Here is a 22,642-nt window from a genome sequence, read left to right on the forward strand (position 1 = left end):
GCTTCGTTCACGTGAAGTGGTTCTGGCGCAACTTCCGTGCAGTAGCAACTCTCAGTGACAGCTGAGCGTCGACGGGCAGTGCTCGAAGTCGCCCGAAAATGAGCCGTGGTCAGGGCAGTTGGGCTGACAGTACGGGGCTGTGGAAGAGGTCGTGGTCCGACTGAAGGAGCTGTTGTTCCCGTCGATCGCGAACGTCGCAGTGCTGTCGGTGGACGTGAACATCGCGATAGTGCGTGTTGACGCGAAGTGCACCACGACTGGCGCCGCCTGCCCGGAATGCGGGGCCTGGTCGACCCACGTTCACAGTTCCTACCTGCGGTTTCCTGCCGACGTGCCCAGCGCAGGGCGAAGGGTCGTGCTGCAGCTTCGCGTCCGGCGGTTCCGGTGCCGGACGACCTTGTGTCGGCGCCGGACCTTCGTGGAGCAGATATCCGGCCTGACCCGCAGGCACGGTCAGCGCACGGAACGACTGCGCTCGACCCTCGCGGCACTCGGTCTCGCCCTGGCCGGCCGGGCCGGCGCCCGGTTGGCCGACGTCCTTGGCGTGTCCGTGAGCCGGAGCACTGTCTTGCGCCTGGTCAACGCGCTGCCCGAGCCGGAAGTACCGGCGCCGCGGGTGGTCGGCGTCGACGAGTACGCCACCCGCAAGGGCCGCCACTACGGCACCGTCCTCGTGGACATCGAAACCCGCCGTCCAATCGATCTTCTCCCAGATCGGGAGGCATCCAGTCTGGCGGCGTGGCTCGCCCAGCGGCCAGGCGTTGAGGTGGTCTGCCGGGATCGGGCACCGTTCTTTGCCGAGGGCGCCGCCGCCGGAGCGCCGCAGGCGGTCCAGGTCGCGGACAGGTGGCACCTCTGGCACAACCTGAGCGAAGCCGCCGAGCGGAGTGTTGCCCAGCATCGCCGCTGCCTGCAGGTTCTGACACCCGCGTCACCTGAGCCCCAGCCTGTGACAGTCCCGACCGTGGGCCAGACCGGGTCGCCATGGCCACGCGGGCACCGGTTCGCCGACCGGACCCGGTCCCGGCACGCAGCCGTGCACGCCCTGCTGAAGGCAGGGCACAGCCAACGCTCGATCCAGCGACAACTCGGGATGACCTGGCGGACCGTCAAACAGTTCGCCAACGTCGCGAAGCCGGAGGACCTGTTCACCGGCCAATGGCAGAACCGGCCCTCCGTTCTCGACGACTACAAGCCCTACCTGGACGACCGCTGGAACGAGGGCTGCACCAACGCCTGGAAACTCTGGGAGGAGATCCTGCCTCTCGGCTACAAAGGCAGCTACCAGCGCGTCCGCGCCTACCTGCACGACAAACGCACCTCACCACAGCCGGTGACCGCACGGCCGCCCTCGCCCCGAACGGTCGCCGGATGGATCCTTCGCCGCCCGGCCACCCTCACCGAGTCCGAGCAGATCCGACTCAAGTCCGTCCGGACACACTGCCCCGAGCTCGACGCTCTGACCCGCCACGTCCGGTCCTTCGCGACCATGCTCACCGAGCGCCAAGGCGAACGACTTCCGGACTGGCTCGAAGCCGTCCGGCAGGACGACCTGCCCAGCCTCCACACCCTCGCCGCCGGCATCGACCGAGACCGCGATGCCGTCATCGCCGGCCTCACCCTGCCCTGGAACTCCGGAGTCGTCGAAGGCCACGTCAACCGGATCAAGATGCTCAAGCGCCAGATGTTCGGCCGCGCAGGCTTCAACCTTCTTCGCAAACGGGTCCTGCTCGCCCCGTAATCGTGTTGTCAGTGCCTGATGCGAGGATCCGGGCGACCATACGCAAGGAGATCAGCATGGGCACCTGGGATACCGGCCCCTTCGACAACGACACAGCCGCGGACTTCGCTAACGCGCTCGACGACGCCGAGCCCGAGGCGCGCGAATCTCTGATCCGAGGCGTCCTCATCCGGACGATCGACACCACCGGCTATCTCACGGAAGCAGAAGAGGCGGTGGCCGCCGCTGCACTCATCGCGGCGCAATGCCCAGGAGGCGAACCCGTCGACATGTCCTACGGTCCGGAAACACCTATGCCCCTGTTCCCTTCCGACCTTCGGGCACTCGCCGACGAAGCCCTCGCCCGCATCGCCAGCGACAAGGACGGGCCAGCCTCAAACTGGGTCGACCCGGAGGACTGGAAGCAGTGGCGAGCCATACTCACGCGCCTCCGCGCAGTGCTTGCCCCGCCGCCACCTTCCATCGCCCTCTTCGACGTCCAGCCGTAACGGAGCGTCACTCAGCACGGAAGTTGAGCCAGAGCCCGCGTTGTGAAGCCAGATGTTCACGGGTTTGGAAGGCGCCCGGTCGGCGCCGAGGTCGATGTTCACGAGAAACGACAGCACCCGGCTGGCGGGGTTACGCAGTGGAGCGCCATTCCTCTTCGAGGCTGCTGAAGATCATGGAGTCTCGCCAGCCATCGTGGAGCAGGGCCGTGTGGCGCAGGCGTCCCTCATGCGTCATACCGATCTTGGACAGCACTCGGGAGGAGCCGAGATTCCTCGGGTCACAGGTGGCATGGATCCGATGAAGCCCCAGCTCGCCGAACCCGTGCGCGAGTAGCTGCCGACCGATTTTCGTGCCGATGCCCTGCCCCCATACCCGGGGATGCACGATGTATGAGATCTCGCCCTGGCGCTGCTTATGGCTGCGGACGTGCAGCTCACCCATGCCCACCACATCCCGCCCGACGCGGGCGACATAGGGGAACCGGCGCTGAGGGGTGGCCGACCAGGCCTTGACCGCGGAGTCCACGAAGTCCTGTGTCTGGACCTCTGTGTTCGGCCCCCAGGACTGATAGCGGCACACCTCCGGGAGGCACGCCCACGAGTGAACGGCCGGCCAGTCCTCCAAAACGATCTTGTCCAAGGTTACCGAGTGCTGACTCATAAGACGATCATGAACGGGGCGCCACGCGAAGATCAAGATCAAGGAGCCCATCACGCTTCACTGACGGCCATGCGGGAAGGATGGGCCCGGCTCTGTCAGTTCTCGGGTTCTGGCTCACATTCCGTGGAGCATGCACTCTGAGTGACGATTGTCGGGCGAGTGGGCCCTGAGGGAGATGCCCGAAATTGAGCCGTACCGGGTGCGGTGTGGCTGACAATTCGGCCCGTGGAAGAAGTGGTGCTCCGGCTGGAGGAGTTGCTGTTCCCGTCGAACGCCGACGTGGTGGTGCTCTCCGTGGCCGTGAACGACGAGGCAATACACATCGAGGCCCGAAGCCCGGTGGCTGGGCCATCTGTCCCGGATGCGGGAGCTGCGGCGGATCCACTGCTCCTACCTGCGCTTTCCCGCTGATGTCCCCAGCGGAGGCAGACGAGTCGCTCTCTGTTTACGCGTCCGCCGGTTGCTCTGCCCGGTCATCTCGTGCGGGCGGCGGACCTTCGCCGAACAGCTGCCGGGCTTGACCCGTCGGTATGGCCGGCGGACAGAGCGCCTGCGGTCGACGCTGGCCGCGGTCGGCCTCGCGCTCGCTGGCCGGGCCGGTGCCCGCTTGGCGAGAGTCTTCGGCGTGGCCGTCAGCCGCAGCACGGTGCTGACGCTGGTCGAAGCCTTGCCCGACCCTGAAGTTCCGGCCCCGCGCGTGGTTGGCGTCGATGAGTACGCGACCCGTAAAGGCCGCCATTACGGGACCGTCCTGGTCGATGTCGAAAGCCGTAGGCCGGTGGACCTACTGCCCGACCGGGAGGCTTCCAGCCTGGGTGGCTCGCGAAACGGCCCGGGGTGGAGGTGGTCTGCCGCGATCGTGCACCGTTCTTCGCCGAAGGCGTCACGGCCGGGGCGCCCCAGGCAGTGCAGGTGGCGGACCGGTGGCATCTTTGGCACAACCTGAGCGAGGCTGCAGAACGTTGTGTCGCAGACCAAGGTGGATGCCAGCGGGTGCTGGCGCCGGATCCGGCCCAGCCTGCCCCCGAGCCTGAGAAGTTCGAAGATCCGTCCGGCTCGCCCTAGCCACGGGGACACCGCTTCGCTGACCGCCCGCGTCAAGCACGCGACTGTCCACAAACTGCTGACAGCCGGGCTCAGCCGGAGGGGCGATCGGCCGCCAACTCCGTATGACCTCCCGCACCGTCAAACTCTTGGCCGACGCAGCCACCCCGGAGGACCTGTTCCACGGGCAGTGGCAGGGCCGGCCGTCCAACCTCAACGCCTTCAAGCCCTACCAGTGAACCGGTGTCCGTCGCAGACCAGGAACGAGTCGTGCGGCCCGGCGCGGGCTTACGGACTGATCGAGCCGCCGCGTCCCGAAACCCACCAACTCCGAACCCACACCCTGACCACCTATTACCTACTGAACTACACAGAAACCCTGAAAAGCACGAAATGCGCCTCGTTCCTTTAGACCCAGACGCCATCTGCAACACCAGCATGATTCTCAACCAAGCCGCAACAACCCCAGGTCAAGACGCGACTGACGCCGTAAACACCGTTCTCACACGACCTGCAACACCCCAGCTCACCGAGCCACGGATACCGCAACTGCCCTCCCCCTCAGCGACAACCGCGTCTCCCTGTCCAGCTCAACTCATCCCGGTGACACCACCTACACCGCACCAGACTGTCCCCGCGAGCCGCCCCTCGCTGGCCTGACCCGCCCAAAACCGAACACTGCCCGGAAGACACCGGCTGGGGCTTGCTGGACAACCACCCACGATGTCGCAATGGGTGCGATGTCCATGGGCAGCACCGTCCGAGTCCACTGGTTGCGCCTTGGGCACTTCGCGTAGTCCGGGCACAAGGTCCGGAGCCCTCCGCTTCCGCACCCAGACGCTTCACCCGGCCGGGCGTAATCCGCCTGGGGCGGCCACAGACGCCAAGCACGCTCATCGAGGACGTGGCCACGCCACGGTGCGTCAATGCTGGCAGGACGGCCGGACGCGGAGCAGCTCGGTCCGCAGCACGGGTGTGCCGTCGACCGGAGCAGGGTCCTCCGCGGTCGGTTCGATGCCTCCGGCGGCGACTTTGTCGAGTGTCGTCAGGCCGTCGGCGCCGACCGTGCCGAACACCGTGTAGTTCGGTCGCAGCGCGGAATCGCCGTAAACGACGAAGAACTGTGAACCGTTCGTTTCCGGACCGGCGTTGGCCATCGCCAGCAGGCCGCGCCCATAGAGGCGGCGCGCGCCGGTCGGATCGGTCGGTGCCGGCGGCAGGTCCACCGGCAGCTCGTCCTTGTACTTGTACCCGGGCCCGCCCTCACCGGTACCGGTCGGGTCGCCGCACTGCAGGACCTTCAGCGTCGGGTACGCCGTCAGACGGTGGCACACCGTACGGTCGTAGAACCCATGCCGTGCCAGGTGCAGGAAACTCTGGACCGTGCACGGCGCCTTGGCCCGGTCCAAGTGCAGCGGGAGCGGGCCCTGGCTAGTCGGAACAGCCGTATCAACCGTGCCACGACTGGGGGTGCGCCGCGGGTCAGGCGGCAGCGGAACAGAGCGCGCCGGCGGCTCGTCCGGGGTCTGTGTGTACTGGCAAGGGCCGTGCGTCGTGCGCGGCGGAGCGCCGTCGGAAGCGGTGGCGACACTCCCCCCGGACACGACTAACGCCACGGCCGCCAATGCGCTGATCAGTGCCCGTTTCATCTCGCACGCCCTCCCGGTGATCGCCAAGTCCTGGAGCGGTCGCAGTCTAGGACGTGGGTTTGGTCCGCGGGAATAGTCACTGACCTTGAAGGCGGGTTGTCGTAGGGGCTGACGATCGGTGATCGTCGCGCTATGCCGGGTGTATGAGGTATCCGCAGGGTGGGGGGTCTGACCCGCGGAGAGGCAAGCGTTTCGCGAGCGGGTCCGGATGGAAGCAGTCGCCATGTTCGCCGCAGGGCGGGGCAGTACGGACATCGCGAAGGAGTTAGCCGCATCACCACAGCCAGGACCAGCACGACGGTGAACACCACTGGCGGCGGATGAAAAGCCGGAGGACATTCTCTCTTCTCAGTCCTACGGTCCGTTGATTCGGGTACTGGACGGGCTTCGGGCACACGATGAACGCGCCGTGGAAGTGCTCGCCATTCCACAAGAGGCCCAGATGCGTGTCGTTGCGCCGTCGCAGTTGATCGGGCAGGCGCCCGGCGAGCGCGAGGAGGAGGCCCGGCTGTTGCTCCGGTTCGCCGCTCCCCGCGACCCCGCGCTCATCGCGAAGTGGATCAGCTACCAGATCTTCAACACCGAACGCCAAGACTGGCGAAGGGGCGTCGAGGCAGCGTGGCGCTACCGCGAGCGGGAGGGCGGGCTGGAGGGGCTGGGGATCGTCTGGGACATCGCCGATGCCGGGTTCGAGACCAATCTCGCTGCCGCGCGGGCCTACTACGAACTCCACTGCACGCTCGCCGCGCCCCGGCACGCCACCGCCCTCGACCGGTCCCTGGGACAGTGGTTGACCAGCATCAGGAGGCCCGGCGGGCTGGGGAAGGACCCGGAGCGTGCCCGCCGGCGGGCCGACGCCCTCGCCTCCATCGACGAGGACTGGAACCCGAGCGCGCTCGGATGGACGGTGGACTGGCAGCGCCACCACGCCTACCTGCGGTATGCCCTGGCGGCCGGTGCGCGGCTCGGCGACATCGTGCCCGGGGTGACCTTGGCACGGCGACGACATCGGCCGCTGGCTCACCACCCAGAGGCGGGAACGGAGCCGGCTGAACGAGGAGCAGCACCGGCGGCTCGGCGCACTCGGCGTGAAGGCGGAGAAGGCCGTACGAGCCCGCACGGCGGCGACGACGGCGCCGCATTCGGCGTCGTGGTTGGTCCACCAGGTGGCGTCCGGTCCGAGGAGGGACACGACTCGGTCCGCCGCGATCCGGGCCGGGAACGGGGCGGCCCCGTGCGTCTCCACCGGTTCGAGGGCGGCGCAGATCTCGGGGATGGAGGGCGGGGCGTCGTCGGGCATGAAGCGCTGCCGGGCTTCGCCCGGCGCTACCGTGGCCAGCAGCGTGCCGATCCGGGCCGCCAGCTCTGGAAGGTCGGGTTCTGACTCGATGAAACGCCCTGCCGCCACCTACGCCGGGTGCGGCTCGGCCGCAGGGTGTGACGCGGCTCACCGGGAAAGGGTGACAGGGGGTTGTCGCGGACGGATGTGACCGTTGGGGCATGACGATCACAGATGAGGACTGCCTCGCCGAGACCCTGGCGTTCAACGAGCAATTCGAGGCCGCTGCCGCGAGCCGTCCGGCGCGCGAGGGGACGCCGGACGCGGCTCTGCTGGCCGCCCTGCGGCGCAACCGGCTGGGCGGCGACACTCCGCCGGTGAGACTGGCGCACGGGCAGGACCGCGTGGTCGAGGGCGGGGTGAAGGTACGGGTCTTCGTGCCCGACCGCGTCGACGGCGTGTTCTTGCACATCCACGGAGGCGGCTGGGCGTTCGGTTCCGCGGACGGGCAGGACGAAAGGCTGTGGCTGCTCGCCGAGCGGGCCCGGCTGGCCGTGGTGAGCGTGGAGTACCGTCTCGCACCGGAACACCCGTTCCCCGCCGGAGCCGACGACTGCGAAGCGGCGGCGCTGTGGCTGGTGAAGCACGCCGCGGCCGAGTTCGGTACCGAACGGCTGCTGATCGGCGGTGAATCGGCCGGAGCCCACCTGAGCGTCGTGACGCTGCTGCGCCTGCGCGACCGGCACGGGATCCGCGGCGCGTTCCGGGCGGCTCACCTACTGTTCGGCCCCTACGACCTGTCCATGACACCGAGCCAGCGATCCTTCGGCCCGAAGCGGCTGCTGAGCAATACCGACACCCTGCGGCGGACCTACGAGTCGTTCACGCCCGGCATGGACGCGGAACAACGTCGCGATCCCGAGGTGTCACCGCTGTTCGCCGATCTCGTCGGCCTGCCGCCCGCACGGATCGTCGTCGGTAGCGAGGATCCGCTGATGGACGACTCGCTGTTCCTGGCCCAGCGGTGGCGGGCGGCGGGCGCACCCGTGGAGCTCGGCGTCGTTGCCGGCGCCATGCACGGCTTCACCCTGTTCCCGCTCACCGTCACGGAGCGGGAACTGCAGCGCCAGCAGGACTTCCTGTCCAGCGCGGGACGGTAGCGTCGCCGGCATGAACCGCACGGCCCGACTCTATGCACTGGTGGAAGAGTTGCGCGCAGCGGCGCCGCGGCAGCTGACGGTCGCGGAGCTCGCCGCGCGATTCGAGGTGAGCACGCGCACGGTGCAGCGCGACCTCCAGGTGTTGATGGAGGCCGGTGTCCCGGTGCGCAGCGCACCCGGGCGGGGCGGGGGCTGGTCGATCGACCCGGCCATGACCCTGCCGCCGGTTCGCTTCACCGTCGAGGAAGCCTGGGCACTGGCCGTCGCCCTCGCCGCGGCCGACGCCCGTACCCCGTACGCCGGTGCGGCCCGTACGGCCGCCCAGAAGGTCGCGGCGTCGATGACCGGCCCCGCCTCGGCGGCAGCCGGGGACCTGGCCGCACGGATCGTTGCGCTGCCCCCGCCGTCCCACTCCGCGGTCCGCGCCGCAGTGGAACAGGCCCTCGCCACCCACACGGTGCTGCGGCTGTCCTACGTCGATGCGGCAGGACGCGAAGGCGACCGAACGGTGGAACCGGCCGGACTGCTCACCGCCGGCGGCCGGTGGTACCTCATCGCGTGGTGCCGCATGCGACGGGCAGGTCGGGGCTTCCGGCTGGACCGCATCACGGCAGCGACTCCCACCACTGAGCGGGCCGGAGGCCACGATCTGGCCGAACTGCTGCACGGCTCGGCCGCAGCCGGTGCCGTGCAGCCCGCTGCTCTGGCCGGCTTCGCCCATGCCCCGGCTTGATGCCGGGGCATGTCGGCGGTGGGAGTGATCAGCGGAGGCGGGTGAGACGGGTGGTGGTGGACGGTTCGGTCAGCGTGTGGTGGAGGGCCACCGGTACGGACTTGGCTCCTTCGCCGTCGCCGGCCTTCAGGGTGCCGACCTCCGTGCCTGCCTTGGCCTCGTGCGGCAGCGGCGCGGCGCCGGCGGTGAGGGTGAGTTTGACCTGCTGGCCCGGGACGCCGATCACGTTCAGGTCCTTGGTGGCCACGAGCGGAGTGCGGCCGCCGAGGCCGTCGTCCACGTAGCCGACCGTGTCGCCCTTGCGGACGAGCGGGGTGGACGCCAGGGCCGTGCGCACCGCCTCGATGATCTGCCTGCTGTTCGTCAGGGCCAGAGCCAGGCTGTTGGTCGCGTACGGGTCCGGGCCGTCCACGCGCTGCTGCATCAACGTGCCGAGGATCAGCGGGGTCTCGTCGCCGACCGACTTGTACGCCGCCCACATCAGTGCGCCGCCGGCCGGTGTGCTGGAGCCGGTTTTGATGCCGCGGACGCTGAGGCTCTGGATGCTGAGCAGCTCATTGTTGTTGAGGAGCGGTTTGGCCAGCCCCTTGATGGGGGCGCTGGGCATGGCGACGATCGTACGGAAGACCTCGTCCTTCATCACCGCCTCGGCCAGCTTCAGCTGGTCGGTGGCGGTGCTGACGGTGCCGGCGTCCAGGCCGCTGGGATCCGTGTACGTGGTGTCCTTCATCCCGAGGTCCCGGGCGGCGCCGTTCATCTTCTCCACGAACGCGGCCTCGGAGTCGGTGCCGGTGTCCCAGCGGGCCAGCAGGCGGGCGGCGTTGTTGCCCGAGGGGATCATGAGCATCTTGAGAACGTCCTGCTGGCTGAACTTCGTACCGGCCGTGAGCCCCTGGATCCGGGACTCGTAATCGGAGTTGCCGTCCGCCACGGTCTTCGCGTCGATGGTGATGTCGGGGCCGGGCTCGTTCTTGCGCAGGGGGTGGCCCTTGAGGATCACGTAGGCCGTCATCACCTTGGCCACGCTGGCCATGGGGACGGGCGTCTGGTCGCCGAACGTTCCGATGTCGCCGGAGCCGGGAACGCGGACGGCTCCCTGGCCCTTGGCGGGCCACGGGATGGAGAACTGGCCGTCGACGGTGTGCGCGGTCTTGGTGGCGACCACGTGAGGGGTGGGGAGCGGACGCAGCAGCTGGGCGCCGGCGTAGGCCCCGGCGAGGAGCAACAGGATGGGCGTCCACACCTTGACGCGGCGCAGCGCGGTCCGGTGGGGCGTCTCCGGCGGGGCAGGGGTGTTGGTGAGTTCGGCCAGCAGGTCCAGCGGGGGCCGGGGCGTCGCGGGGGCGGGGACTTGGGTGGGGGCTTGGGGGTGGGGGTGGGGCACGCTGGGTGCCGGCAGGTCGAGCGGCTTGAGGGCGACGAACTGGCTCGTCCGCTCGGGGTCCGTCTCGGGGGCGGCCTCAGGGGCGGTGCCGGTCCCGCCCTCCTTTTCGTCCGCCTTTCCACGAGCCCATGCGGGCGTCCTTCGGCTGTCGGCCTTGGGCTTGGGCTTGGCCTTCGGGTCGGTGCCGGTCTGGCCTTCCTGGGCGTCGGACTCGTCGCCCGACGCGTCTTCGGCCGAGGGCCGGGCTTCCTTGTTCGCATCGCGACGCGCCTCGGCGTCGTCCCCGGGCGTGTCCGTCGCGGCGGTGTCGGGCGCGCGGAACACGATGGTTCGCGTGTTCTCGCCGTCGGCGGTGGAGGCCGGGGCTTCTTCGGCTTCGGTCGCACCGTCGCTCGCCGCGTCGGCTCGCGTCGCGGCCTTGGTCCCGGGCTTCGTCCCAGGCTTGGCTCCTTCGCGGGCCGGCTTGGTGAACGTCAGCGTGCCATCGGCCTTCTCGCCGGCTTCGGGTGCAATGTCGGTGCGGCTCGCGGGCTCGTCAGCCGACTCGGGGCCGGTGTCCTTCCCGCTGTCGGGGGTGGGCCGAGCATCCCGCTCGGGCTCGTTGCTCGCTGCCGCAGCGTCGCGCTCAAGGCTGGGCTCGGTCCCAGGCTTGGCTCCTTCGCCGTCGAGCTTCTCGCCGGCTTCGGCTGCAGTATCGGTGCTGCTCTCGGGGCCGGTGTCCTTCCCTCTGTCGGGTGTAGGCCGAGGGTCGCGCTCGGGCTCGTTGCTCGCTACGGCAGCGTCGGGTACGGGCTTGGCCCCGTCGCGGGCCGGCTTGGTGAGCGTCAGCGTGCCGTCGGCCTTCGCGTCAGCCTCGGCTGCAGTGTCGGTGCGGCTCTCGGGCTCGTCAGCCGGCTCGGGCTCGGCGTCCTGTTCCTTGCCCGGTGCTGAGGCCTTGGGCGCGGGTGACACGGGTGCCGTGGCATCGGCTTCGGTGTTGCGCTTGGGCTTGACCGCGGTACGGGCGGGCATCGTGAGCACTTGCGTTTCGTCAGCGCTCTGACCGGCCTCGGATTCTTCGTCCTCGTCCGGGTCGGCCCCGACCTCGGGAGCGTCGGCCTTCGTATCGGTCTTGGCGTCGTCCGCCGTGTCCGGCTCCGTGGACGTGTCGTCAGGGCCCGCCCCCGCGGTGGTGGTTCCTTCCAGCTCCGGGTCTTCCGGAGGACCGCCCGCCACCTTCATTGCCTTCATCCCAGCCCCGCCTTGCCACTCACACCGTGCAGATACCGTGCGGCGGGGGCCCTGTGGAGCCCCGCCGCACTGCTAGATGTACGGAGCGCACGGCTCGTTCCACCTGCACGAACTCGTGAGGTCACGGGTCGGCCTTCGTGGGGCCCCCGGGCCGTGTCCTCGGCCCCGCATCAGGCGTCGGTGAAGCGGCGGACCAGGAGGGCGAGGCGTTCTTCGTGGGCTTCGCGGGGGAGCCGGCCGACGCGCATGAGGGTGGCCAAGCCGTGGAGGGCGGCCCAGTAGGTCTCGGTCAGCGTGCCCGTGTCGTCCTCGCGCGCGTGGGGGGCCATCGCCCGCGCCAGTTCACCGAACGCGGCGTGCAGCGACTCCGGTGCGTCCGGTGTGGCGAACGGCAGATCCACGACATGGCTGAACATGGCGTCGTACACGGCGGGGCGCTGCTCGGCGAACGCCGCGTACGCGGCACTGACCCGTGCCAGCGCGGCGCGCGCGTCGGCCGCCCCGGTGCGTGCCGCCAGCAGGTCGGCGGCCAGGTCAGCGAAACCCTCGACCGCGACCGCGGCCATGATCGCGCCCTTGCCCTTGAAGTGGCTGTAGAGGACCGGCTGGCTGTACTCGACCCGTTCGGCGAGCCGCCTGGTCGTCACCGCCTCCCAGCCCTCCGACTCGGCGAGCTCCCGCGCCGCCGTGACGATGAGCCGTTCCCGCTCCGCTCGTTCGCGCTCACGGCGCGCCTGAATCGACATGGCAGCGATTCTAGCAGTGCTAGAAAATCTCGCACTGGACTGCTAGCGTCGTTCTTGATACTAGCAGTGCTAGAACTTCGATCCTGAAGGAGCCCCACCGTGTTCGCTTCCCTCGCTTACGGCCTGGCCGCCCTCCTCATCGCCCTCGTACTCGTGATCGGCGCCCGCTTCCTCCTCTCCCCGCAGGCCGCGGCCGCCGGATACGGAGTCCCCGCCCGGCCCGAAGGCGACCCCGCCTACCTGACCATCAAGGGCCTGCGCGACTTCACCTCGGGCCTGATAGGCCTGGCCCTCCTCGCGTTCGCCGACGCCGACGCACTGGCCTGGTTCATGCTCGCCGTGGCCGTCACTCCGCTCGGCGACACCTGGATCGTGCTCCGGCACGGCGGTACCAAGGCCACCGCCTTCGGCATCCACTTCGCCACCGCCGTCATGGTCGTCCTCAGTGCCGCACTCCTCTTCGTCAGCGGTTCGTAAAGGGGTCCAGCGCGGCGGTCAGGAGGGCGTTGACGTGGTCGGTCTCCGGGATCAGGACGGCTTCGATCTCCTCGTCGGTGCAGCCGGCCAGGGTGAGTTCCTGAATGCGCCGGAAGAGCAGGCGGTCCGCTGCGGCGATCAGGGCGGCCGCGGCCCTGGGGGCGATGGCCGGTACGGGGTCCGGCGCCGCGGCGCTCAGGGCCGCGGCGAGGGCCTCCTCACGCTGGTCGTGGAGTTCGCGCAGCCGTGAGATGAGGGTCGGGCTGTCGGCGACCATGCGGGCGAAGGCGGGGCCGGTGAAGCCGACGACGGGGTCGTGTGCGAGCAGGGCGGCGCGGAACGTCCGGCCCAGGGCGGCGTACGGCTCTTCGCCGGGCGCGCGTTCGGCGACGGCCCGGGCCAGACCCTGGGTGAACGCCTCGTGATGGTCGAGGGCCAGGTCCTCCTTGCGGGCGAAGTAGTTCGTCACCGTCTTCTTGGCCACGCGGGCGGCGGCGGCGATCTCGGTGATGGTGGTCTGTTCGAAGCCCTGCTCGATGAAGAGCGCGGTCGCGCAGTCGGAGATCAGCTGCCTGGTCTCGTGCTTCTTGGACTCGCGGAGCCCCATCTCGGTAGTCATGGGCAAATCTTACGTCGAGGGAAAAATTCTGCTTGACCTACTCAAGCGGCTCCACATAAAGTTACGTCCGTCGCAAAATTATGTCGAATGAACGGAACTGGATGGAGTCCGCCTTGAACGTCACCACCTCCACGCTGTCCCTCACCGTCGCCGACGTGGACGCATCACGCGCCTTCTTCTGCACCCACCTGGGCTACCGGGTCACCGCCGCCGCCGATGGGTTCGCCTCCCTCACCCGTGGGGATGCCGCCGCCGACGTCATGCTCCTCCGCAGCGGCAGCGAGGTGCTCCCGCCCGAGCAGCGCGACCGGCGGGCAACGGGCCTGATCTTCGCGCTCACCGTCACCGACATCGAGGCCGAGGAGCAGCGCCTGCGCGAGGCCGGGGCGCCGATCACCATGGCGCTGCGCGAAGAGCCCTGGGGCGAGCGGCTGTTCCAGCTGACCGACCCGAACGACATCGTCATCCAGTTCGTCGAATGGGCCGCCGACCCCGACGAGCCCGCACAGGCCGAGGAGCCCGCCATGATCGTGATCACGCCCACCGCCGAGAACGTCACCGAGTCCCCGAACGCCCGAATGACCGGGCTGGCCGCACCCAGCCGGGGCAGCTCGGAGCTCAGCACCTGGACCGTCACGATGCAGGCCGGCCAGAACGGCCCCGAGCACTCCGTGAGCCGGGAGCAGGTGTGGACGGTGACTTCCGGGGTCCTTGAGGTCACCTGCGCCGGGCGCACCGAGAAGGTCGCCGCCGGGCAGACCCTCGTCCTGCCGCCGGACGTGTTCCGTCAGGTCCACGCCCCGCAGGCCGCCGAGGCCCACGTCGTCATGCGGGCCGACGGCGTGGTCTCCGTGGCCGGAAGTGAAGAGACCCGGGTGCTGCCCTGGGCCCAGTAGACCGTCGGGTCAGTCCCACTGCTCGTCGGCGAGGGAAGTGACCGGGGTGGGCTTGCCGATGACCGCCAGGGCGATGAAGAAGTTGATCTGGCCGATCGCGATGGTGAGGGTGGCCAGCGCCTTCTGGTCGAAGTGCTCGGCCACCTCGGCGTACAGCTCGTCGGTGACCCGCTCGCGGCCGGCCGGGGCCGGCTGGAGGGTCGCCTCGACCAGGGCGAGGGCCGCGCGCTCGGCGGCGTTGAAATACGGGGCGTCGTGCCACGAGGAGACGGCGGTGATGCGGGCCTCGGTCTCCCCGGCCTTGCGGAGGAAGGCGGTGTTCAGGATCGTCAGGTAGGTGTTGCCGACGATCTGCCCGGCCCGCAGGTGGACGAGGCTCATCGTGGTGCGGGGTACCGAGCGGTTGCCCGTGGCCTTGAAGAGGGCCGCGCTGATGTCGGCCGTCTCGGGCACGAACTCGGCCGGGTTCTGCATCCGTGAGATCGGGGCGTTCGTCATGACCGGGCTCCTTCACATCTGCCTGTTCGTTCGCATCTGCCTGTTCGGCGCTTGCTTCCACAGCACTGACGGACCGGAGGAGAAGGATGTGACAGGACTCGGGAGAAAGGATTTCCTCGTCACCGTCGGTTGGTCCAGCGGATCCGTTACGGCCCGGCCGTAGTCGCCACCGGGGAGCCGTTCGTCCTGCTCGTCGAGCCGGCAGCGGCCGACTCCGGGCGCCTGCCCGGCCGGGCAGGCGCCCGCTGTGGGCGTACGCGCACGTGCCGCACGGCAGCACGGTGGACCTGCACGAGCTGGTCCGGCGGTGCGGATCAAGGGCACGGGCCCGGTTTCACGGACACGGTCCTCGCGCACCGCTCGGTGACGGACGCCGCGTACGAGGACTACAACCCCAGGGACATCGTGGCGTGCGCCATGACGCTGGTACGGAGCCCGGCCCGGCCCACGGCGCGGACCGCCCCCTACCGGACCCCGCTGCCCGGGGTCTACCTGTGCTCGGCGTCGCCCCCGCCGCGGCAGGGGTGCACGGGATGTGCCGGGTACCTGGCGGGCGGGCGGCGCTGCGTCATGAGTTCGGTGTACGACAGACCCCGCGGCTGGCGTCTGAGCCCACGTGCTCCGCCGGGGCTTCGGGTGGGGCCCGGCCGGGGGTTGGGTGGACATCCCGACTGACGCGTGCGCAGCGGAGTGCGGGGGCAGGCGCCGCGGTTCCGCTCCGGTACGCACCGCGTGCCGCTGGAAACGGCTTCAGCCGCCGCGGCGCGTCCACACGTCCAGGTGTCGGGGTCCGTGCTTCACGGTTCGGCTTCGGGCCGGGTGGGTGAAGCCCGGGGGCGTTCGGCGCGGGTTGGGGATCGGGGCTCGGGGGTTCCTGGACCCTGGGCGTCACGAGACCCCTCCCGCGGTGCCCCCCTCCCCCGACAGGTACTGAACGCCGGTGGATCGCCTTCGGTCCCTGTCGCTTCAGTCACTACGTAAACCTGCAGGTCAGCGGGCTAAGGCCGGTGGTCCAGGGACTGAAGGGACTCAATTTTGTAGTTATGAGCCGCATATGGAGTACCAGGCTTCTTATATGCCTGCGCGCATACACACACGCACGTAAAGAGTGGAAGTAGTGATTCTCAGTCCCTTCAGTCCCTGTTCCGTGGGCTCTAGCGCTCTGACCTGCGGTTTTCTCAAGGGACTGAAAAGGGAGGGACTGAACGGGGTTCCGAGTGCTTCAGTACCTGCGTGCAGGGCCCCTTGGACCATGGCCCTCGCATCGCCCTCGCCCGGTGCTTGAGAGCCGCTGGAGCCCCGGGGCGGGAGTCGGGCAACCGTTCGCGACACGCCCGGGCTGATACCCAATTCCAAGACGGAACTTTTCCGGACGAACCAGGGTAGAACTTCAGGGACTGAGGGACTGAAGGGACTGAACTCTCGATATACCTGTGCCTGCGGCCCGAGCTTCCGCAAACCCTGCGGTAATCTCCGCGATAGTGAATCTTCAGTCCCTCTGGTCCCTGAGGCGCAGGTCAGCCTGTACGTCAGGACCGGGCCCGGGACGGAGGAGCCGTCCCCCGACACCGCGTCAAGGAAGAGCCAGTGCTGGTCCATCCCGAGAACCCGCGCCGAGGCGCGACCGGCGGGACGGCGCTGGACGTGGCGGCCTGGCTGGCTTCGCGCGGCTATCCGGTGCACCCTTTGGCCCCGGGGACCAAAACGCCCGCCGCGAACTGCCGGGAGTGCACGGGCCGTCGCCACTCCCCCGAAGCGTGTCCCTGCCATGCGGAAGGCCGTTGGTGCCACGGGTTCCACGCGGCCACGACCGACCCGGACAGGCTGCGCGAATGGTGGCGCAGGGAGCCGGAGTTCGGGATCGGCGTGGCATGCGGCGCAGCCGGACTCGTGGTCATCGACGTGGATGCCCACGCGGCCGTGGTGCCGGACCGCGGGCGGCTGCTGCCAGGCATCCCCATCGACGACCGCGTCGACCTGACCGGCCTGGAGAGCGGTTTCGACACCCTGGCCCTGCTGGCAGCCCACCGGGGCCGGCCCGACCCCTGCGAGGACACGCAGACCCTGCGGGTTCGTACGCCCTCCGGCGGGATGCACATCTGGTACCGGGCGCCCGAAGACGGTCCGCGGCTGCGGTGTTCCAGCGGGTCGAGCTCGCGTGTTGCGCTCGCCTGGCAGGTCGACGTACGGGCCGACGGCGGCTACATCGTGGCGCCCACGACGCGCACCGCCGCCGGTGTCTACCGGGCCCTGCCAGGGGCCCGACTGCCCGCGCCCCTGCCGCTGTGGCTCGCCGCCGAACTCGCCCGCACCGGGCACGTGGTGGAGGACCACTCCCCCGTGCCCTCCACCATGCCCTCCACCGTGCGTTCCCAGGCTGTCGGAGCCGGGTTGCGGCCCCCTGTGCCCGGCGGTCGACGAGAGGCCGGGAGGCGGCTGCTGGGAGGCCTCCTGGCGGAAGTCGGCTCCTGCGGGACGAGCCCGTCCGGAACGGCCTTCAGCGAGAAGCTCAACCGCGCCGCGTTCACCGCGGGCGGCCTCGTCGCGGGCGGCCACCTCGACGAGGCGGAGGGGCGCCTGCTCCTGCTCGAAGCGGCGGACCGGGCCCGGCCCCACCAGTCGCGCCGCAACGTCCTCATCGTCGACACAGGGCTGCGCGCCGGAAGCGATCGGCCGATCCACCCCAAGGAACGCACATGAGCAGCGCCAAGAGCACGGGGTTCAACGCCCAGGCGGCGGCGGAACAGCTCGCCGCGTTCGCCGCCGAGACGACGGCGGAGCTCCGCGTACCCGGTGGGCACGACGCCTTGCCCGCCGGCTCTCCCGTGCCCGCAGTGCTGCCCGCGTCCACGGCGGTGCGCGGCAAGCGTCGCCTGCCCGCCCAGCAGAACGCGGCCCCGCTCCCGGCCGCCGGAGCCGCCGCCGACTTCGTCCAGACCGGTCTCCTGCACAACCTCAGCGACCGGGGCAACGCCAAGCTGTTCGCCCACCTCCACCACGACCGGTTCCGGCACGTCGAGGGGCTCGGCTGGTACGTCTGGGACGAGTACCGCTGGAAGCGCACCGGCGGCGAGAAGGCCGCGATCTGGGCCGCGGGCGACATGGCGGAGGAACTTCCGGTCCACGACCCGCGCGGCGTCTTCTCCGACCGCGAGCTGGCCCAGCACCGCAAGCGCGCGATGTCCACCTCGGGCGTCAAGGCGATGCTCACCCAGGCCAAGGCTTCCCCCGAACTGGCCCTGGACCCCGACACCCTGGACGGGGACAAGTACGCCCTGTGCACCCCGGCCGGTGTCGTGGACCTGCGCACGGGCGACCTGCACAAGCCGGACCCCACCCGGGACCTGCACTCGCGGGCCACCCACCTGGCGCCGGAGGCGATGCCCACCCCCCGTTTCCACCGCTTCCTCGACGAGACGTTCGGGGACGACGAGAAGGGCCGGGAGATGATCAACTTTCTTCATCTCCTGCTCGGCTACTCCATCACCGGCGACGTCGGCGGCCAGGTCCTGCCCTTCCTCTACGGCGTCGGCGCGAACGGCAAGTCCGCCCTCCTCGACGTCGTCATCAAGATCCTCGGGGACTATGCGGACGTGGCCCCGCCCGGCTTCCTGATGGAGCGCGGCAAGTTCAACGAGCACTCCACCGAGCTGACCGAGCTCCACGGCCGGCGCCTGTTCGTGTGCAGCGAGCTCAAGCCGCACGACAAGTTCGACGAGGCCCGGGTCAAACTGCTGACCGGCGGCGACCGGCTCAAGGCCCGGCGGATGCGGCAGGACTTCTTCAGCTTCGAGCCCACCCACAAGCTCTGGCTGCTCGGCAACCACCGTCCGGAGGTGGGCACCGGCGGACACGCGTTCTGGCGCCGCATCCGGTTGATCCCGTTCGAGAAGGTCGTCCCCGACCACCGCAAGATCGACAACCTGGCGGAGACCCTCGTCCAGGAGGAGGGTCCCGGGATCCTGCACTGGATGATCCAGGGGGCCAAGGCGTATCTCGCGGCCAAGCCGGCCCTGACCGGGCCGAGCGTCGTCCGCAGTGCCACCCAGGCCTACGCCACCACCGAGGACCACATCGGGCGGTTCCTCGTCGAGTGCTGCACCACCGGCGCGGACCTGCCCGACCCCCGCGACCTCAAGGTGGAGCAGGGAGCCCTCTACCGCGCGTACAGTGCTTGGTGCCTCGACGGCGAGGGCCTGCGGCCCGCGACCACGCGCGCGTTCGCGACACGCATTCGCGCCGAGGTCGGCGTCGCCTCGCCGAACGAGATGCTCCGCTCGAACGGGCAGAAGTTCTACCCCGGACTGGCTCTCCTGGCCGATGAGGAGCAAACTCCGCGCGAGGCGAACAGGGCAACCACGAGGTGACCCGACGATGGGTGATGCCGCCCCGGGGTGGGCACGCCTACGATGGACAAGGACGATGAACAGACCCACCACCCGGCAGTGGCCCGCAAGGCCCTGCTGCATACCCGCATCGGCGCCGTCCGCGGCGTGGAGGGACCAGGGGCCCCGCAGGGCCCATGTGATCGAGGAGGGACCCAGGCCATGAGCTCGCTACTGTCATCAAGCGATCTCGCCCACGAGGACAAAGTGGTGTGGCTGGAGGACCCCGAAGAGCTCGACTACGTGCGCCAGGCCCTGGACAAAACGCCCCGCCGCCGGGGCAAGCCGCGCTACCACCGCGACGGGCGCATGATCGGCTTCACCGAACTCGGCGACACCGCCGAGGCGGATCCGGACAGCGGACTGCAGAAGCGGCGCGTCTTCTACCTGCTGCCGCACGACCGGGACGCCGAGCCGCACGGCCTGTACCGGGAGGGCGCGCCGGGCGAGGCCGTCGACCCCCGGACGATCGGGCCCCGGCAGGTGGGCAGGAAGACCGAGCGTTCGCAGCGGGGGCTGTCCACGCCCACGGTCGCCTGATCCGGTCCTTCAGTCCTTCGGGTTCTTCAGTCCCTTGGGTCCCTTGGGTCCCTGCCCGGCCCCGTACGGGCCGGGCGCGCGGGCGCGCGTGAGCGGAATGCCGAATCCCGGTCCCTTCAGACCCTGTGGGCGGACGGACGGGACGAGCGGGCCTGGGGTCAGAACGCGAAGTCGACGTAGTCGATGTCGGTGAACTCCACCAGCAGGCCGCCGGCGCGCGCGCCGTTGTCCTTGAAGTAGATCTCCTGGAGGCCCTCCGCGGCGATGGCGCGCAGCTGTGCCTCGCCGGCGCCCGCCTCCTGGGCGGCGAAGAGGCGTCCCGCGTACTCCGGCGGGAGGTGCTGGGTGATACGGCGCATGCGGCCGTCGTCGGTGGTGCCGGGGGCGGCCGTGAATCCGAAGCGGGCGCGGGTCTCGATGACCAGGCCGGTCGTCCGCGCCGCCCGGGCGCGGGCGCGCTTGCGGACCAGGGGCTGCCATCGGCGGCGCACCTCCGACTCCAGACGGGCGGCGAGGGCCGGCTTGGGCTGCCTGATCTGGTCCCTGACGTAGCGCTCGACCGTGCGCTGGGAGATGCCGAGCAGCCGGGCCGTCTCGCGGGTGGATTTCAGCCTCTTGACGAGGAAGCGCACCTGGGCGCCCGCGGACTTGGGGATGCCGCGGGTGAAGTGCTGCTCGTCGGCGCGGGTCAGGCTGTCGTCGATCTCGGGCATGTCTGGTTACTCTCCGTCGGCTGCCGCGTCGTGGCCCTTGATGTGGCGGGCGGGGTTGAGACCCTGGTCAAGCATCTCGACGGCCCACAGGAGGGACTGGGTGCCCTCGTGCTTGACCATGCCGGGGCTGACGCCGAGACGGAAGCCGCCGGGGAGCGGCTTGCCCTCGGGGGTGCGGGGGAGGAAGTCGAGCGGGCTCGGACCGTCGGAGAGGTACACCGCGCAGTCGGAGAGGACGGCTACGGGGTACAGGCCGGCGGCCGTGGCGAGCTTGTTCATCTTGCGGTGCATGTTGACGCGGGCCGTGGAGATGACGGCGGCGCGGATGTCGGGGCGCCACGTGGGGCGTTCGAGGGCGGGCCAGGGTTCGCCCGGGCGGTAGGCGGCGCCCTGGGGGCGTTCGCGGAGCTTGCCGATGCCGCCCTTGACGGTGGACTTGATGGCCGAGAGGACCGGCTTCAGGACGGGGTCCGGGCACTCCTGGAGCTCGGCCATCGCCGCCAGGAACTCGGGCTCGGGGAGCGCCGAGGTGACGCCGAGATCGGCCATGGTGGCCACGTACGCATCACGCAGGCGGGTGTACCAGGCGTCGAGGTACGGGCCGTTGTCGGGGCGCAGCCAGGCCTCGGTGGGCTGGACGGGGTGCCCGAGCTCCTGGGCGTAGGCCAGGGTCGGGGTCGCGTACCAGGCGGGCCCGGCGGGCGGCCGGCCGGTGGGGGTGAAGGGGCTCGGGAGGCGCGGGTCGAGGGCGAGGGCGGAGAGGTCCGCCAGCCAGCAGCCGGGGGTTTTCGGGTCGAAGCGCGGGCCCTGGACGTGGACGGCCGGGCCCAGGCCGACGGGGAGCCGGTTGGCCGCCGCGGCGAACGCCATGTTCACGTCGATGCCGACGGCGTGGGTGCGGGTGCACTCGGCGTCGGTGAGGAGCTGGGGGTCGCGGATCCAGTCGTACGCCTCTTCGTCGAGGACCTCGTCCGGAGTGCGCTGGTGGGAGCGCGGGAAGAGGGCGGCGACGACCGGGTGCTCGTCGGGGGCCTCCGGAGGGGCCGGGTCGACGGGCCGCAGCAGCGAGCCGGGTACGGGCGCGGACTCCCAGACCTGGGTGTCGGGGTTGCGGGCCGCGCGGGTGGGCGGGCGCAGGGCCGTCATGAGCTCCAGGCCGGACACCGCAGTGGAGCCGCGCGGGGTCAGGACGCGGGTGGCGTACGTGGTGAGCACCTCGGCGAGTTCCGGGGCGGGGAGGCCGGCGGTGTCCTGGCCCCAGGCACGGGCATCGAGGGCGCCCCAGGGGAGGACCGCGAGCTGGACGCACTGGCGGCCGGTGGTGGGCGAGGCCGGGCGGTAGATGCGGGGCCAGGGGCCGAAACCGCGGCGGGTGAGCTGCCACTTGCCCTTGGACAACAGCTTGAGAGTGGGGTGGTCGTCCGGGAGGCGGAGGGTCCGGCGGTCTTCGAGGGCCGGGGGGAGGCCGAGGGCCTCGGTGGCGGCGGCGGTGAGGACGAGGAGCGGGTCGCCGTCCTTGCCGTTGCGGTGGAGGCGGGGGGAGCGGAGATCGGCGTCGGGGCCGAGGGCCCAGGCGATGAGGGTGGGAAGGTCGGTGTGGGCCTTGGGAGGGAGGGGGAGGACGAGGCCGGAGGCGGCGTAGGCCTTGTCGGTGCCGTCCAGGACGAGCAGGGGGCCGTTCCCTTCCAGGGGGGTGGGGGTGCGGGTGGGCTTCGGGGTGGGGCCCTGCGGGGCTGATCCCCTACCCGCCCCTTCCCTGAACCGGGGCTTCGCCCCGGACCCCGGCGGGGTGCGGGGCGCGATGCCCACGGCGCGGGCGGGGGTGTCGGCGGAACCCGGTTCCGGGGTGGCGGCCGGGGTCGGGGCGTTAACGGCGTTAACGGTCGGGGGTGCGGGGGGTGCCGTGGCGGGCTGTTCCGGAGCGGGAGCGTTAACGGCGTTAACGGTCGATGCGGTCGACGGGAGTGCCGGCGGGGCCGGGGTCGGGGCGTTAACGGCGTTAAGGGTCGGGGGTGCGGGGGGTGTCGTGGCGGGCTGTTCTGGAGCGGGAGCGTTAACGGCGTTAACGGGGTGGAGGGCGGCCAGGCCTTCCAGGAGGCGGGCGTAGGCCGCGCGCTTCGGGGCGCGGGGGGCCGTACGGCCGGTCTCCCAGGACGTGACCGTTTCGCGGCGTACGGAGAGGGCCTTGGCGATCTGGTCCTGGCTCAGGCCTGCTGCCTCGCGCAGGCGCTTGCGCTCGTCGGGGTGCGGGAGCGGGTCCTGGGCGGCTTCCTCAAGCAGCGCGTCGACCGCTGCGAAGAGGCTCTCTTGTTCGTCGGGCATCGGTACCTCCGAGTGCAGCCTAGGTGAACCGCACGGTTGAACGCACATGAAACGCACGTGGGGGCGCAGGCCGGCGT

Annotated in this window: 20 protein-coding genes; 12 read left to right on the plus strand and 8 right to left on the minus strand. The window is 70.3% G+C overall.

All coding sequences use genetic code 11. The features are described from left to right. Positions 1-139 precede the first annotated feature (139 nt). Both OG974_RS30315 and OG974_RS30320 read left to right on the plus strand, forming a co-directional pair. Positions 140-1,741, plus strand: a complete 1,602-nt coding sequence (locus tag OG974_RS30315) for an ISL3 family transposase (protein WP_327286084.1) — start codon at positions 140-142, stop codon at positions 1,739-1,741. A 56-nt stretch (positions 1,742-1,797) separates the two neighbouring features. Further along, positions 1,798-2,229 carry a DUF4259 domain-containing protein gene (locus OG974_RS30320; protein WP_327286085.1) on the plus strand — a complete coding sequence of 144 codons (432 nt, stop codon included), beginning with the start codon at positions 1,798-1,800 and terminating at the stop codon, positions 2,227-2,229. A gap of 130 nt (positions 2,230-2,359) precedes the next feature. Here the strand turns inward: OG974_RS30320 and OG974_RS30325 are convergent, their stop codons facing one another. After that, a complete protein-coding gene (locus tag OG974_RS30325) occupies positions 2,360-2,890 on the minus strand; it encodes a GNAT family protein (protein ID WP_327286086.1) in 531 nt (176 codons plus the stop codon). Positions 2,891-3,115: 225 nt separating this feature from the next. On the opposite strand from OG974_RS30325, the gene OG974_RS30330 reads away from it, so the two are divergent. Continuing rightward, positions 3,116-3,301: a hypothetical protein gene (locus OG974_RS30330; RefSeq protein ID WP_327286087.1), complete on the plus strand. Its 186-nt coding sequence runs from the start codon at positions 3,116-3,118 to the stop codon at positions 3,299-3,301. A gap of 432 nt (positions 3,302-3,733) precedes the next feature. Then, a complete protein-coding gene (locus OG974_RS30335) occupies positions 3,734-3,955 on the plus strand; it encodes a hypothetical protein (RefSeq protein ID WP_327286540.1) in 222 nt (73 codons plus the stop codon). A gap of 902 nt (positions 3,956-4,857) precedes the next feature. Here OG974_RS30335 and OG974_RS30340 read toward each other — a convergent pair. Further along, a complete protein-coding gene (locus tag OG974_RS30340) occupies positions 4,858-5,583 on the minus strand; it encodes a peptidylprolyl isomerase (RefSeq protein ID WP_327286088.1) in 726 nt (241 codons plus the stop codon). Between the two features lie 409 nt (positions 5,584-5,992). On the opposite strand from OG974_RS30340, the gene OG974_RS30345 reads away from it, so the two are divergent. The 3 genes from OG974_RS30345 (at position 5,993) to OG974_RS30355 (ending at position 8,755) form a co-directional block, all read left to right on the plus strand. Further along, complete coding sequence (locus OG974_RS30345; RefSeq protein WP_331734984.1) at positions 5,993-6,967, plus strand: helicase associated domain-containing protein; 975 nt, start codon at positions 5,993-5,995, stop codon at positions 6,965-6,967. 116 nt (positions 6,968-7,083) lie between these two features. Further along, positions 7,084-8,022, plus strand: coding sequence for an alpha/beta hydrolase (locus tag OG974_RS30350; protein ID WP_327286090.1), 939 nt, complete (start codon positions 7,084-7,086; stop codon positions 8,020-8,022). 10 nt (positions 8,023-8,032) lie between these two features. Then, positions 8,033-8,755 carry a WYL domain-containing protein gene (locus OG974_RS30355; RefSeq protein WP_331734987.1) on the plus strand — a complete coding sequence of 241 codons (723 nt, stop codon included), beginning with the start codon at positions 8,033-8,035 and terminating at the stop codon, positions 8,753-8,755. A 28-nt stretch (positions 8,756-8,783) separates the two neighbouring features. Here the strand turns inward: OG974_RS30355 and OG974_RS30360 are convergent, their stop codons facing one another. Next, positions 8,784-11,369: a serine hydrolase gene (locus OG974_RS30360; RefSeq protein ID WP_331734990.1), complete on the minus strand. Its 2,586-nt coding sequence runs from the start codon at positions 11,367-11,369 to the stop codon at positions 8,784-8,786. A 170-nt stretch (positions 11,370-11,539) separates the two neighbouring features. Next, positions 11,540-12,115, minus strand: a complete 576-nt coding sequence (locus tag OG974_RS30365; protein WP_327286093.1) for a TetR/AcrR family transcriptional regulator — start codon at positions 12,113-12,115, stop codon at positions 11,540-11,542. A 99-nt stretch (positions 12,116-12,214) separates the two neighbouring features. Between OG974_RS30365 and OG974_RS30370 the strand changes: the two genes are divergently transcribed. Next, a complete protein-coding gene (locus OG974_RS30370) occupies positions 12,215-12,592 on the plus strand; it encodes a DUF4267 domain-containing protein (RefSeq protein WP_327286094.1) in 378 nt (125 codons plus the stop codon). Here OG974_RS30370 and OG974_RS30375 read toward each other — a convergent pair. Continuing rightward, positions 12,579-13,199 carry a helix-turn-helix domain-containing protein gene (locus OG974_RS30375; protein ID WP_331735461.1) on the minus strand — a complete coding sequence of 207 codons (621 nt, stop codon included), beginning with the start codon at positions 13,197-13,199 and terminating at the stop codon, positions 12,579-12,581. The genes OG974_RS30370 and OG974_RS30375 overlap by 14 nt on opposite strands. Before the next feature lie 125 nt (positions 13,200-13,324). On the opposite strand from OG974_RS30375, the gene OG974_RS30380 reads away from it, so the two are divergent. Next, positions 13,325-14,107 carry a VOC family protein gene (locus OG974_RS30380; RefSeq protein ID WP_331734994.1) on the plus strand — a complete coding sequence of 261 codons (783 nt, stop codon included), beginning with the start codon at positions 13,325-13,327 and terminating at the stop codon, positions 14,105-14,107. Positions 14,108-14,116: 9 nt separating this feature from the next. Here the strand turns inward: OG974_RS30380 and OG974_RS30385 are convergent, their stop codons facing one another. Beyond that, the gene (locus OG974_RS30385) at positions 14,117-14,605 is read right to left on the minus strand and encodes a carboxymuconolactone decarboxylase family protein (RefSeq protein WP_331734997.1); all 489 of its coding nucleotides are present in this window, start codon (positions 14,603-14,605) and stop codon (positions 14,117-14,119) included. A 1,587-nt stretch (positions 14,606-16,192) separates the two neighbouring features. Between OG974_RS30385 and OG974_RS30390 the strand changes: the two genes are divergently transcribed. The 3 genes from OG974_RS30390 to OG974_RS30400 all read left to right on the plus strand — a co-directional run bounded on the left by OG974_RS30390 (position 16,193) and on the right by OG974_RS30400 (position 19,530). Further along, positions 16,193-17,305, plus strand: a complete 1,113-nt coding sequence (locus OG974_RS30390; RefSeq protein ID WP_331735000.1) for a bifunctional DNA primase/polymerase — start codon at positions 16,193-16,195, stop codon at positions 17,303-17,305. Continuing rightward, positions 17,302-18,972 (plus strand): phage/plasmid primase, P4 family, encoded by a 1,671-nt coding sequence (locus tag OG974_RS30395; RefSeq protein WP_327286099.1) that lies wholly within the window; start codon positions 17,302-17,304, stop codon positions 18,970-18,972. The genes OG974_RS30390 and OG974_RS30395 overlap by 4 nt, the downstream gene beginning before the upstream one ends. 180 nt (positions 18,973-19,152) lie before the next feature. Continuing rightward, complete coding sequence (locus OG974_RS30400; RefSeq protein ID WP_054225930.1) at positions 19,153-19,530, plus strand: DUF6009 family protein; 378 nt, start codon at positions 19,153-19,155, stop codon at positions 19,528-19,530. A 158-nt stretch (positions 19,531-19,688) separates the two neighbouring features. On the opposite strand, the gene OG974_RS30405 is transcribed toward OG974_RS30400, so the two are convergent. Beyond that, the gene (locus OG974_RS30405; RefSeq protein WP_327286100.1) at positions 19,689-20,243 is read right to left on the minus strand and encodes an XRE family transcriptional regulator; all 555 of its coding nucleotides are present in this window, start codon (positions 20,241-20,243) and stop codon (positions 19,689-19,691) included. 6 nt (positions 20,244-20,249) lie between these two features. Next, on the minus strand, positions 20,250-22,565 hold the full coding sequence (locus tag OG974_RS30410) for a helix-turn-helix transcriptional regulator (protein WP_331735003.1): 2,316 nt from the start codon (positions 22,563-22,565) through the stop codon (positions 20,250-20,252). Positions 22,566-22,642: the final 77 nt, after the last annotated feature.

The sequence above is a fragment of the Streptomyces sp. NBC_00597 genome, from assembly GCF_041431095.1.
GTDB lineage: Bacteria > Actinomycetota > Actinomycetes > Streptomycetales > Streptomycetaceae > Streptomyces.